The 12,107-nt window shown below is 67.1% G+C and carries 12 protein-coding genes; 3 read left to right on the forward strand and 9 right to left on the reverse strand.

Annotated elements, in window-relative coordinates; all coding sequences use genetic code 11:
• Positions 1-4 precede the first annotated feature (4 nt).
• The 4 genes from DPR14_RS24535 to DPR14_RS24550 are packed head-to-tail and all read right to left on the reverse strand — an operon-like array spanning position 5 to position 5,211.
• On the reverse strand, positions 5-595 hold the full coding sequence (locus DPR14_RS24535) for a sarcosine oxidase subunit gamma (RefSeq protein WP_158047487.1): 591 nt from the start codon (positions 593-595) through the stop codon (positions 5-7).
• Complete coding sequence (locus DPR14_RS24540) at positions 588-3,611, reverse strand: sarcosine oxidase subunit alpha (RefSeq protein ID WP_158047488.1); 3,024 nt, start codon at positions 3,609-3,611, stop codon at positions 588-590. Before DPR14_RS24540 ends, DPR14_RS24535 begins: the two co-directional genes overlap by 8 nt.
• Entirely contained in the window at positions 3,608-3,940 is a 333-nt protein-coding gene (locus DPR14_RS24545) for a sarcosine oxidase subunit delta (RefSeq protein ID WP_158047489.1), read from the reverse strand. Before DPR14_RS24545 ends, DPR14_RS24540 begins: the two co-directional genes overlap by 4 nt.
• A 17-nt stretch (positions 3,941-3,957) precedes the next feature.
• Positions 3,958-5,211, reverse strand: a complete 1,254-nt coding sequence (locus tag DPR14_RS24550; RefSeq protein WP_158047490.1) for a sarcosine oxidase subunit beta family protein — start codon at positions 5,209-5,211, stop codon at positions 3,958-3,960.
• A 124-nt stretch (positions 5,212-5,335) separates the two neighbouring features.
• Between DPR14_RS24550 and yddG the strand changes: the two genes are divergently transcribed.
• The 3 genes from yddG to DPR14_RS24565 all read left to right on the forward strand — a co-directional run bounded on the left by yddG (position 5,336) and on the right by DPR14_RS24565 (position 6,894).
• On the forward strand, positions 5,336-6,244 hold the full coding sequence (yddG, locus tag DPR14_RS24555; protein WP_158047491.1) for an aromatic amino acid exporter YddG: 909 nt from the start codon (positions 5,336-5,338) through the stop codon (positions 6,242-6,244).
• Positions 6,245-6,322: 78 nt separating this feature from the next.
• Positions 6,323-6,628, forward strand: coding sequence for a type II toxin-antitoxin system Phd/YefM family antitoxin (locus DPR14_RS24560; RefSeq protein ID WP_158047492.1), 306 nt, complete (start codon positions 6,323-6,325; stop codon positions 6,626-6,628).
• A complete protein-coding gene (locus DPR14_RS24565; protein ID WP_158047493.1) occupies positions 6,625-6,894 on the forward strand; it encodes a Txe/YoeB family addiction module toxin in 270 nt (89 codons plus the stop codon). Before DPR14_RS24560 ends, DPR14_RS24565 begins: the two co-directional genes overlap by 4 nt.
• A gap of 94 nt (positions 6,895-6,988) precedes the next feature.
• Here DPR14_RS24565 and DPR14_RS24570 read toward each other — a convergent pair whose 3' ends face one another.
• The 5 genes from DPR14_RS24570 to DPR14_RS24595 form a co-directional block, all read right to left on the reverse strand.
• A complete protein-coding gene (locus DPR14_RS24570; protein ID WP_158047494.1) occupies positions 6,989-7,366 on the reverse strand; it encodes an HVO_A0114 family putative DNA-binding protein in 378 nt (125 codons plus the stop codon).
• Positions 7,353-7,649 carry a toxin-antitoxin system TumE family protein gene (locus DPR14_RS24575; RefSeq protein WP_158047495.1) on the reverse strand — a complete coding sequence of 99 codons (297 nt, stop codon included), beginning with the start codon at positions 7,647-7,649 and terminating at the stop codon, positions 7,353-7,355. The genes DPR14_RS24570 and DPR14_RS24575 overlap by 14 nt, the downstream gene beginning before the upstream one ends.
• A 319-nt stretch (positions 7,650-7,968) precedes the next feature.
• Positions 7,969-9,348 carry a group II intron reverse transcriptase/maturase gene (gene ltrA / locus DPR14_RS24580; protein ID WP_343038679.1) on the reverse strand — a complete coding sequence of 460 codons (1,380 nt, stop codon included), beginning with the start codon at positions 9,346-9,348 and terminating at the stop codon, positions 7,969-7,971.
• Positions 9,349-9,910: 562 nt separating this feature from the next.
• On the reverse strand, positions 9,911-10,987 hold the full coding sequence (locus DPR14_RS24590) for a GlxA family transcriptional regulator (protein WP_158047496.1): 1,077 nt from the start codon (positions 10,985-10,987) through the stop codon (positions 9,911-9,913).
• The gene (locus DPR14_RS24595; protein WP_158047497.1) at positions 10,984-11,991 is read right to left on the reverse strand and encodes a GlxA family transcriptional regulator; all 1,008 of its coding nucleotides are present in this window, start codon (positions 11,989-11,991) and stop codon (positions 10,984-10,986) included. Before DPR14_RS24595 ends, DPR14_RS24590 begins: the two co-directional genes overlap by 4 nt.
• Positions 11,992-12,107: the final 116 nt, after the last annotated feature.

A 12,107-nucleotide genomic window follows, 5' to 3' on the forward strand; every position in this document is an offset into this window, starting at 1 on the left:
GCCGTTAGCGCAGGTACTCCGTCATGGCGTCGCTCAGCCACATCCAGGTGTATTCCGTGAAGGAGCGGCGGGGATAGACATCGTATGTGGGTGCATCGTCGATCTGGTGCAGGATGATGCCGGCGCGAGCGAGGAGCGTCTGGGCGCACTGGCCCGGCCTGAAGCTGGCTGGGTGCAGGTCGAGACTGCATCCTTTCATCAGCGTCTCGCGGGCCCCGGGGCCGGAAAGGCGCAGGCGGGTGCGGTTGCCGGTCACGTCGGTGACGGCGGCATGCAGGTCGCCGAGCGCTTCGCGCAGCCGGGCGAGCAGCGCGGTCTCCTCGCCAGGCGGGGTCACCAGCAGCCATTCGTCCGGTCCCAGCCACAGGACGGTCACGTCGGCGGCCGACGTCACCGTGTTGGCGCTGAGCGGCAGGACGCAGCCGAGCACGGCGCCCACCGTGCGGACGAACTTGGGGTCGGACGGCCGGCCGCGCAGGTTGATCTGGCCGGGCGGCGTCAGCTCGACCAGCCCAAGGCCGGCATCGCCGGCAAGGGCCGCGACGGCCTGGGTGAAGCGCTCGGCGCCGCCGCGCCGGAGCAGGGTGTCAGCCATGGAGACGCACTCCCTCGGGATCGTAGAACACGGGCTTGGTGACGGCGCATTTGACGGTCTTGCCGCCGGCCAGCGGCGCGTAGACATACTGGTCGATCCGGTTGAAGCCGCCGGAGACCAGGGCCAGGGCGATCGAACGGCCGAGCGTCTCGCTGAAATAGCTGGACGTGACGTGGCCCAGCATCGCGACCGGCGGATGGCCATGGGCGGTGGCGGTCAGCTGCGCGCCCTCCGGCAGCACCTCGCCGGGGTCCTCGGTCAGCAGTCCCACAAGCTGCTTGCGGTCGCTGCGCGCCGTGTCCTCCCGGGTGAAAGACCGCTTGCCGATGAAGTCGGCCTTCTGCTTGGACACCACCCAGCCCATGCCGAGGTCCTGGGGCGTCACCGTCGCGTCCGTCTCCTGCCCGACGATGATGTAGCCCTTCTCGGCCCGAAGCACGTGCATGGTCTCGGTGCCGTAGGGCGTGATGCCGTGCTTTTCGCCCACCCGCATGATCTCTTCCCAGAGATGCAGGCCGTGCTGGGCCGGCACGTTGATTTCGTACGACAGCTCGCCCGTGAAGCTGATGCGGAAGATCCGCGCCGGGATGCCCGCGACGACCGCCTCGCGGTAGGACATGTAGGGGAACGCCTCGGCACCGATGTCCAGCTCGGGCGCCAGTTCGGCCACCACCTCGCGGGCCTTGGGGCCGGCGATCGAGGCCGTCGCCCAGTGCTCGGTGACGGAGGTCAGGAAGACGCGCAGGTCCGGCCACTCGGTCTGGATGTAGTCCTCCAGCCAGTCCAGCACCTTCGCGGCATTGCCGGTGGTGGTGGTCATCAGGAAATGGTTGGGGCCGAGGCGCGTGGTGACGCCGTCGTCCATCACCATCCCGTCCTCCTTGCACATCACGCCGTAACGGCAGCGCCCCACCTCCAGCTTCAGGAAGGCGTTGGTGTAGACGCGGTTGAGAAGCTGCGCCGCGTCGGGACCCTGGATGTCGATCTTGCCCAGGGTCGAGGCGTCGAGCACGCCGACCGCGTTCCGCACCGCCCTGCATTCGCGCCGGACGGCGGCATGCATGTCCTCCGAGCCCTGGGGGAAGTACCAGGGGCGCTTCCACTGGCCGACGTCCTCGAACGCGGCCTTGCGGGCGACGTGCCAGGAATGCATCGGCGTGACGCGGGCGGCATCGGCCAGTTCGCCCACGTCGCGGCCGGCCAGCACGCCGTATGTCGTCGGCGTGTAGGGCGGGCGGAAGGTAGTGGTGCCGACCTGCGGGATCGGCGAGGCCAGCGACTTCGCCAGGATCGCCAGGGCGTTGACGTTGGAGGTCTTGCCCTGGTCGGTGCCCATGCCGGTGGTCGTGTAGCGCTTCAGGTGCTCGACCGACTGGTAACCTTCGCGGGACGCCAGCAGCACGTCGGCGGCGGACACGTCGTTCTGGAAATCGACGAAATGCTTGGCCTTGCCGTGGCCGACCGGAGCCGTGGCCGGCACGATCCAGAGCGGCCGGATCGGCTGTTGCGGCACCGAAGCCGCGGCCGGCACTGCCGGAGTCGAACCGTCGCCATGACCCGCGGCCTGCGCGGCCTCCGCGCCGGCGGCGGCACCCTCCGCGAGACACCCGGGAAGGTCGAAGGTACCCTTGCAGGAACCCGCCGACCGCTCGGCCTGGACCGACACGCCCGGAACGAAGCAGGCCAGCGCATCGTCGTAGCGCAGCTTGCCGGTCGATTGGGAGAACAGGTGGACCGCCGGGTTCCAGCCGCCCGACATGGCGACGAGGTCGCATTCGATCCGCGTCGGGGCGCCGATCACGCCTTCGCCGGGACCGTTCATCATCATGACCTCGACGCCGGCGACCCGCTTGCCCCCCTGGGTCGCGGTGATCGCCGTGTTCGCCAGGATGCGCATGCCGCGCCGCTTCGCCTCGGCAGCCAGCGGGCCGCCGGCCTGGATGCGCAGGTCGACGATGGCGGCGATCTCGATCCCGGCGTCGTTCATGTCGAGGGCGGCGGCATAGGCGCTGTCGTTGTTGGTCAGCACCACGGCGCGGCGGCCCGGCAGGGTTGCGAACCGGTTGACATAGGTCCGCACGGCCCCCGCCAGCATGATGCCGGGACGGTCGTTGTCAGCGAACACCAGCGGGCGCTCGTGCGACCCGGTCGCCAGCACGACCTGCTTGGCGCGGACCTTCCACAGGCGCTGGCGGGAGATCCCGGGTGCCGAACCGCGCGGCAGGTGGTCGGTCCGCCGCTCCGCCAGGATCAGGTAGTTGTGGTCGTAGTAGCCGGTCACGGTGGTGCGCGGCAGCAGGCGCACTTCGGGGAAGGTCTTCAGCTCGGCGACCACATCGCGGACCCAGTCGGCGGCCGGACGGCCGTCGATCGTCTCGTGCGTGCCGAGCAAGGAACCGCCGAACTCGTTCTGCTCGTCCGCCAGGATGACCCGGGCACCCGTCCGGGCGGCGGCCAGCGCCGCCATCAATCCCGCGGGACCGGCGCCGGCGACCAGCACGTCGGCGTGGACATGCATCTTGTCGTAGAAGTCGGGATCCGGCTCGGCCGGGGCCTTGCCCAAACCCGCCGCCCGGCGGATCACCGGCTCGTAGACCTTCATCCAGAAGCTCTGCGGATGCATGAAGGTCTTGTAGTAGAAGCCGGCCACGAAGATCCTGGACAGCACGTTGTTGATGGCGCCCACATCGGTCTCGACCGACGGCCAGGCGTTCTGGCTGCCAGCAACCAGGCCCTCGTAGATCTCGATCTGGGTGGCGCGCAGGTTCGGCTCGGTCCGGTTGCCGCGCTCCAGCTGGATCAGCGCGCTGGGCTCCTCAGATCCGGCGGACAGGATGCCGCGCGGCCGGTGATACTTGAAGCTGCGGCCGACGAGATGGACGCCGTTGGCGAGCAGGGCCGAGGCCAGCGTGTCGCCCTCGTACCCGCGATACCGGCGGCCGTTGAAGGTGAAGGTGACAGGCCGGCCACGGTCGATACGGCCGCCGGCGGACGTGCGGAAGGTCCCGCTGTTCATGACCCGCTCCCCTGCTTCGGTTCCTTGGCCTCGGCCGGCTGCTCCACCGTCTGCTCCGCGACGGCATCGGTGCCGCCGATCGGATAGACCCGCAGGATCCGGTTGGTCACGGTGTGGCGCTCGACGTTGAACCAGCGGCGGCAGCCATGGCTGTGGACCCAGCGTTCGCGGTGGGCGCCCTTGGGGTTGGTGCGCATGAACAGGAACTCGGCCCATTCGGCATCGCCGAGGGAAGACGGGTCGGCCGGGCGGGCGCGGTGGGCTTCGCCGCCGTAGCCGAACTCGGTCTCGTCGCGCGGGCCGCACCAGGGGCAATTGATCAGGAGCATCCGGAAATCCTCAAGTCTCAGTGGGCGACGGCGGCGGCGCCGTGCTCGTCGATGAGATGGCCGGTGGTGAAGCGTTCCAGGCCGAAGGCGGCGTTCAGCGCGTGCGGCTCGCCCCGGGCGATGGTATGCGCGAAGGCGAAGCCGGACCCCGGCGTCGCCTTGAAGCCGCCGGTCCCCCAGCCGCAGTTGATGAACAGGTTCTCCACCGGCGTCTTCGAGATGATCGGGCTGGCGTCGGGGCAGACATCGACGATGCCGCCCCACTGGCGCAGCATGCGCAGCCGGCTGAAGATCGGGAACAGCTCCAGCAATGCCCCCATCTGGTGCTCGATCACATGGAAGCTGCCGCGCTGCCCGTACCCGGTATAGGCGTCGATGCCCGCCCCCATGACCAGCTCGCCCTTGTCGGACTGGCTGACATAGACATGGACCGTGTTGGACATCACGACGCAGTCGATCACCGGCTTGACCGGCTCCGACACCAGCGCCTGGAGCGGATGGCTCTCCACCGGCAACCGCAGGTCGGCCATGCCGGCCACCACGCTGGAATGGCCGGCGGCGACGATGCCGACCTTGCCGGCCTTGACGAACCCCATGGAGGTCTCGACGCCCACCACCTTGCCGTTCTCGCGGCGGATGCCGGTGACCTCGCAGTTCTGGATGATGTCGACGCCCCGCGCGCTGGCGGCCCGGGCGAAGCCCCAGGCGACCGCGTCGTGGCGGGCGGTGCCGGCGCGGCGCTGCAGGGTGCCGCCCATGATCGGGTAGCGGACATCCTTGGAGATGTTGATGATCGGGCAGAATTCCTTGACCTGCTCGGCCGTCATCCACTCGCTGTCGATGCCGTTGAGCCGCAACGCGTTGACCCGGCGCATGCCCTCTCGCACGTCGCTCAGGTTATGGGCGAGGTTGAGCACGCCGCGCTGGCTGAACATGATGTTGTAGTTCAGCTCCTGGCTCAGGCCCTCGTAGAGCTGGAGCGACTTCTCGTAGAGCGCCGCGCTCTCGTCCCACAGGTAGTTGGACCGGATGATGGTGGTGTTGCGGCCGGTATTGCCGCCGCCCAGCCAGCTCCGCTCGATCACGGCCACGTTGGTGATGCCGTGCTCCTTGGCGAGATAGTAGGCCGTAGCCAGCCCGTGCCCGCCGCCGCCGATGATCACGACGTCGTAGCCGTCGGCTTTCGGCCGGTTGTCGCGCCACGCGCGGTCCCAATTCTGGTGGTGGGACGCCGCGTTCTTCACGAGGGAGAAAATCGAGTATTTCGCCATGCCAGCCTCACCCTGTACCGTGGGCCGAGGCTATCCCGGAAACGCTCCTGGCCGCTAGAATGCAGCAGCCGATTCGGCATAACGGAAGCGACACGGCACCTTTCGAACACGTCAGAAATCTACAATGAGCACTTCATCCTCCGTCACGGCACCCGGGCGTTCCGCCACCACCGGCCGCGCCACGCTGATCGGCATCTCCGCGATCCTGATGTGGGCGCTGCTGGCGCCGCTCACGGCGCTGACCGGCGCGCTGCCGCCGTTCCAGACCGTGGCGGTCGCCTTCGCGATCGGGGGACTGACGGGCATCTGCGGCACACTGGCCGGCGGCCGAAGCCCCGTGCGGGCCATGCGCCAGCCGGTGGCGGCCTGGACCTTGAGCGTTGGCGGCCTGTTCGGCTTCCACTTCCTGTATTTCCTGTCGCTCAAGTCGGCCCCGCCGGTCGAGGCCAACCTGATCAACTATCTGTGGCCGCTGTTCATCGTGCTGTTCTCGGCCCTGCTGCCGGGCGAACGGCTGCGCTGGTGGCACATCGCCGGCGCGTTCGCCGGCTTGGCGGGGACGGCGCTGCTGGTGACGCGGGGCGGCGGGGTGGCTGTCCGGACCGAGTACCTGCCGGGCTACGCCGCGGCGCTGGGCAGCGCCCTGATCTGGACGACATATTCTCTGCTGAACCGGCGCTTCGGCAACGTGCCGACGGATGCGGTCGCGGGCTTCTGCCTGGCGACGGCGGTGCTGGCGCTGGCGTGCCATCTGGCCTGGGAGACGACGGTGTGGCCGGACGGCGCGGTCGGCTGGGCCGCCCTGATCGGGCTGGGCATCGGCCCGGTGGGCGCCGCCTTCTTCGCCTGGGACCACGGTGTCAAGCGCGGCGACATCCGGGCGCTGGGGGCCTTGTCATACGGGGCGCCTCTGATCTCGACGCTGCTGATGATCGGCTTCGGGCTGGCCGAGGGTCACTGGACCGTCTGGGCTGCCTGCGCGCTGATCGTGGGTGGTGCCCTGCTGGCAAGCCGGGAGATGCTGCGGCGGTAGCGTTCGGGCCGGACGGCGGATTGACAGACGGGCTTATTGTACATATATCTGTACAAAAACCTTGTAAAGGCTGGAACGATGGGGCACGTCAGCTATTCTGAATTGCGGCAAAATCTCGCTCGCTATATGGACGAGGTGTGCGATAGCAACGCGCCTCTCGTCGTCACTCGGCAGAACGCACGCTCTGTCGTGATGATAAGCCAGGATGAATATGAGAGCATGGCCGCAACTCTCCACCTCATGAAATCACCTCGAAACGCCCTGCGGCTGATCCAGTCCATGGAAGATGCGAAGGCTGGCCGCGTGAGTGAAAGAGGATTGATAGAGGGGCACGACGACGAGGCGGGGGTCCTCCATCGCACGGATGACGGTGAGCAGGATTGACGAGGCTTGCCTGGACCGATGCTGCCTGGGAAGACTACACATGGTGGCAGGATAACGATCGCAAGACCGCCCGCAGGATCAACGAACTGATCAAGAGCGCCCTGCGAACACCTTTCGACGGGCTTGGGAAGCCTGAACCCTTGAAAGGTGACTGGGCGGGCTGGTGGTCTCGGCGGATAACCTTGGAACACCGTCTGGTTTATCGGATATCCAGGAACGGCGGCGACGAGACATTGATCATCGCTCAATGCCGTTATCACTACTGATCCGGCGACCAGTGTCAGATTATGGTCACGTCTCGGCATTTCAGCAGGAACGTGCGGAAGGAATATGACTTCTTCCGCTCCGGCCGGATGGAGGTCAAGCCGCGAAGCGGATCGTCGAGGATATCTCATCGATTGGCATGGAAAGCCGGCCGGACTGGTCCCTCTCGATCAGGCCCAGCTCTTCAAGTGCCACGACATCCTCATGGACCCGCTTGACGTCCCTTCCCAACTCCCGCGACAGGGCCCGGATGCCGGCCGCGGGTGCGCTCCTCAGGTGGCGCAGCAGTTCATAGCGCTTCGGCGTCAGAACGGCGCAGAGGGCGTTCCAGTCCTCGAAATAGAGGCGGTCGGTCGCCTCGACGTCTTGGCCGATCTCGGCCGCTTTCCAAACGCCGGCAATCTCGGCCGCCGCCTGTTCCAGAGCGCCTCGGGTGACGCGGATTTCCCGCTTGATGTTCTCATCCTCTGCCATGATCCCTCCTCCATTCTGCGACCGCCTTCAGAAAATCAGCCACGAGGCTATCCACGTCCGTGAAACGATACGGTTCCTCATGGTCATCTCCGTGCTGATGGTCACCCTTCCCACGTTCATTGTCGAAATCGACCACCCGCCGCCCATCGACGATGTAGACCAAGCGGTATTTGAAGCCGTGCTTGGATGGAGGAACAGGCTCCGGCACTCTCCAGACCACCAATTCGGCGAAATCTCGATTACCGAAGGCAACCCGGCGTCGGATCAGGAGCTTGGATACCATGTTGGCACTCTAAGCCAACATTTCTGTTGGGGTCAACCGCCAACACACGTACGGCCATGACCGCCGGTTCAATCCTGGGCGGTCTCGGCGGGCCACATTGTAACTCCGCGTGGTATACCGAACCTTTGGCAACGGCGATGACGAGACATTGATCATCGCCCAGTGCCGTTATCATTACTGATGATGTTGCCGACGATCCGCGAAAGGAAATCATAAATTTGGCCACAGATGCACGCAGATAAACACAGATGAGTATCAGTCTGGTAGCCGCCTTTGGCCAAAAAGAATTATCTGAGTTTAATCGCGGTAGGGACGCCCGTTACCGGGCGCCCCCCGCACAGAACCGGACGTGCCCGATTAAGGCATCCGGCTCCCACCTTGGGTGTTTGACGCGGAAGCGGTTTCCGGGCCAGGGATGAATGATGCGCGGCCGTGGCAGCCAGTGATCGGCAAGGCGCGTGAGTTTGTCCCACGGTGTCTTGTCCTTCTGGCTGCGCCGACGCAGCGCCCTCATCCACAGGACGCCGACATGGTAGCGCAGGTTGGCAAGGGCCCGGTAGTTGGTCGGGACGGCGAAGTAGGCGTAGAAGCCGCTCATCACCTGTCCCAGCCACCGGCCTTGCTCCGGGATGCCCTGGTGCCAGCGCCGCCGGAGTTCCTCCTTGATTTCCTTGAGCTTGGCCTGCTTGCGCTGGCGCCGGGTCTGGCGTCGCAGCAGGAAGCCGCCACGCCGGGACCGCCCACAGATGTGGGTGAAGCCCAGGAAGTCGAAGGTCTCCGGTTTTCCCGCGCCGCGCTTGGCCCGGTCGGCCTGTGCCTGCCGGCCGAACTCGATCAGGCGGGTCTTGTCGGCGTTCAGTTCCAGGGCGAACCGCGCCAGGCGCTCCCGCAAGTCCGCGAGGAACCGCTCGGCGTCCGACCGGTGCTCGAACCCGACGACGGTGTCGTCGGCGTAGCGCACCACGACCATGGTCCCGGTCGCGTGGCGCTGGCGCCACTGCCGGACCCACAGGTCGTAGACGTAGTGGAGATAGACGTTGGCCAGCAGTGGCGATGCCACCGCCCCTTGCGGGCTGCCGGCCGTCGCCGGCTGCCGTTTCCCCGTCTCGTCCACCACGCCGACCGTCAGCCACTTGCGGATCAGCCGCAGGACGCGGGCATCGCCGATCCGGTGTTCCAGGAACCGCATCATCCAGGTGTGGTCGATGCTGTCGAAGAACGCCCGGATATCGGCATCCAGGATCCAGTTCACCCGGCACTCGCCGATCGCCACCGCCAACGCGTCGAGCGCGTCGTGCTGCCCCCGTCCCGGCCGGAAGCCGTAGGAGAAGCCGAGGAAGTCTTCCTCGTAGATGGCGTTCAGCACCTCCACCAGCGCCCGCTGGACGATCTTGTCCTCCAGCGCCGCGATCCCGAGCGGCCGCATCCGGCCGTCCGGCTTGGGGATGACATGCCGGCGTGACGGGTGCGCCCGGTAGCGGCCGGAATGCACGCGGTCCTTCAGGTCCGCCAGCCGTTCCTCCAGCCCCTCCGCGTACTCCCGCCACGTCATTCCGTCCACACCCGGTGCCGCGTCCCGCTTCAATGCCCGATAGGCAAAGCGCAGCAGGTCGGTATCCACGTGCGTCAGAAGGGTGGTGAACCGCTCCTCCTTTCGCTCCCGTGCCGCTTGACGTATGCGCTCCAGCCCCGAGAGCACGGGGGCCCGGTCCTGAGCCCGGCCCGTGTGCGGCGGAGACGCATTCCCCTCGGCCCCACCCCTTCCCTCCACCGGCTCCGCGTCCGCGTTCGCCGGCTTCACAGGTACTATGGATGGGTCTGACCTCTTCGGCGCGTGCGTCACCGGCTACGGCTCCTCGCCTTCCCGGTGCGGACCAGACGGCCATCGGCCCCTGGTCACGCCGAAGATCTCCCGGTTCCCGCGCAAGGAGCGTCCGCACATGCCAGGGTCTCTGACCACGCCGGACCGCCGGGGTGCTCGCATGACGCGCCCCGCCGTATCGCCTTCCAGGCACAGAACCCTGTCGGCATCCGGGATCGAGATTCTTACGCGGCTCAATGGCTGGCCTATGCGCTCCCCTGTCAACGCTTCGCCGGCGGCCTCGCGACCGCCGCCGCATGACTCGGGGCCGGTGTGGGTCGCTACTCCTTCACCGTACAGGACTTTCACCCGCTACTCCTTGCCGGTCTCCCGGCGCTCTCTGCGTCCATCTGTGGCCCAAAAATTAGAGCCTCCCATTCTCAGAGGCTGACGGCCGCCGTCACTCGAACAAGCGCCGGTCCGGCGGCACCAGGTCGCGGTCCAGCGCCAGCGCCGTCACCGCCCGCAGTCCGTCCGCCAGGACCGCCGGCTCCGGTGCCGGCCCGTCCCGGCGCAGCTCGCTCGGGCTGACGCCGTAGACTTCGCGGAACTGGCGGGAGAAGTGGGCGCAGTCGGCGAAGCCCGTCTCCTGGGCGATGTCCGTCACCGACCGGGCGGAGTTGCGCAGCAGCCAATGGCCGTAGCGAAGGCGCAGCAGACGGTAGAAGCCGGTCGGGCTCATCGCCGTGGCATCGCGGAACAGCCGCTCGAACTGGCGGGTGCTGACGCTCAGGCGGGATGCTATCTGCTCTACCGTCAGCGGATCGCTCAGGTTCTGCTCCATCAGAAGCAGCGCGCGGCGGACGCGGTCGTTGACGACGGCGGCCGCCCCCTCCATCGAGGCGGTCGGCGGCTGGGGCTGCGACTGGCCGGGCGGACGGGCCTTGTCGATCAGCATGATGTGCATCGTCTTCTGGGCGCAGGCGGAACCCAGGTGCCGCTCGATCAGGAAGGCGGCGAGGTCGGCCACGCCCGCCCCGCCGGCGCAGGTGATGCGGTCGCGGTCCACGACGTAGAGCTGCTCCGCCACCGGCTGGTGGTCGGGAAACTCCTCCAGGTAGTCGCGGTAATGGTACCAGCTGACGCAGCAGCGCCGGTTGCGCATCAAGCCGGCGCGGCTGAGCACGAAGCTGCCGGTGCAGACACCAACCAATCCGACGCCCTGGGCGGCAGCGGCGCGCAGATAGTCCACCGCCTGCGCGTCCAGCTGCGGGCCGGCGTGCAGCAACCCTCCGACCACCACGATGTAGTCGAACTGGCGAGGGTCCTGGAACGCTTCCCAGCGGGCGACCGGAATGCCGCAGCTCGACCTGACCGGTTCGGGCGAGGCTCCCATGATGGTCCAGCGGCAGCGGATCTGCCGGCTGCCGTCGCCGTCGTCGGCGGCCAGCCGCAGCGCGTCCATGAATGTGGACAGCGCCGTCAGCGTGAAGTTGTTGGTCAGGACGAACCCGACGGAGAGGCCGGTGCGGCTCATTTCGCCACCAAGGGTTGGCGGGCCGGCTCGACCAGGGGCCGGACGCGGTGGCTGCTCTGGTCGTTGCGAGGCGCCACGCCGAAATAATCGCGGTAGCATTTGCTGAAATGGGTCGCCGAGACGAAGCCGCAGCTGATCGCGACCTCCATGACAGACATCCGCGTCTGGCACAGAAGCTGGCGCGCCCGCTGGAGCCGGAGCCCCAGGTAATAGCGCGCGGGAGAGCATTTCATGAACTTGCGGAACAGGCGCTCGACGTTGCGCCGCGACTGCCCCAGCCGGCTGGACAGGGTCAGCAGGTCCAGCGGCTCCTCGATGTTCTCCAGCATCAGCTTGACGGCGGCGGCCAGTTCCTCGCGCTCGATGGCGGGATCGGGCTGGATCGCCTCGCGTTGGCGGACGGAGCCCTGGCGGATCTTGTCGTGCAGGAGCTGTTCGGCGATCGATACCGCCAGCTTCTCGCCATGGGTCCGGGCGATGCGGTGAAGCATCATGTCCATCGCCGCCGTTCCGCCGGCGCAGGTGAAGCGGTTGCGGTCGACGGTGAACAGCTCGCCCGTCGCCTCGATCTCCGGATAGGTCTCGGAGAACCCCGCCAGGTTCTCCCAGTGGATCGTGCAGCGGTAGCCGTTCAGCAGGCCGGCCCGGGCAAGGATATGGCTGGCGGTGCAGAGGGAACCGAACTCCACCCCCTGCGCCGCCCGGCGCCGCAGCCAGGACAGAACGGCACGGTCCTCGTACCAGTGGCCGTCGATGCCGCTGCACAGGACGATGGCGGGGATCTGGGGCGCCGCGTCGATGCCATGGTCCACCGCGATGCGCAGCCCGCAGCTCGCCTCCGCTGGCGCCCCGTCGGGGGAGAGCAGCACCCAGCGGTACAGCTCCCGTCCGCTGATATGGTTGGCAAGCCGGAGAGGCTCCAGGGCCGCCGTGAACGCGATCATCGAGAACCGGGGAATCAGCAGAAACCCCATCGTCTCAGGCGTGCTCACGGTATGGCCCATGACTGGAGAGACCTCTCAGGACGCGTTGTTCACCGATGTGTGCAGATTATGACTTCATCTTGTAGGCATCAGTAAGGCAAGTGACGTTACTAGGATAACCCCAAAGTGTTTACCGG

The organism is Skermanella pratensis, from assembly GCF_008843145.1.
In the GTDB taxonomy this organism is placed as follows: domain Bacteria; phylum Pseudomonadota; class Alphaproteobacteria; order Azospirillales; family Azospirillaceae; genus Skermanella; species Skermanella pratensis.